Origin of the sequence: Paenibacillus xylanilyticus (assembly GCF_013359935.1) — a bacterium.
Lineage (GTDB): Bacteria > Bacillota > Bacilli > Paenibacillales > Paenibacillaceae > Paenibacillus > Paenibacillus xylanilyticus.
In genome coordinates this window covers 1-269 of sequence record NZ_JABMCB010000136.1, presented here as the reverse complement: position 1 = coordinate 269, position 269 = coordinate 1, and the positions used below count along the sequence as shown (strand labels likewise).

Below are 269 nucleotides of genomic sequence, written 5' to 3'. Positions count from 1 at the left end.
CCGGGGTGCTTTTCACCTTTCCCTCACGGTACTGCTTCACTATCGGTCGCTAGGAAGTATTTAGCCTTGGCAGATGGTCCTGCCGGATTCATACGGGGTTTCACGTGCCCCGCACTACTCGGGATCCGTCTCGGAGGGAACGGGCTTTTAATTACAGGGCTTTTACCTTCTTTGGCGGGCCTTTCCAGACCTCTTCGTTTAACCGGTTCCTTTGTAACTCCATGTGAGACGTCCCACAACCCCAGAGAGCAAGCTCTCTGGTTTGGGCT

General features: G+C 54.3%; 1 rRNA gene. It reads right to left on the bottom strand.

Annotated features, from left to right (window positions below):
- Positions 1-269, bottom strand: a 23S ribosomal RNA gene (locus HP552_RS03275); the annotation flags it as partial.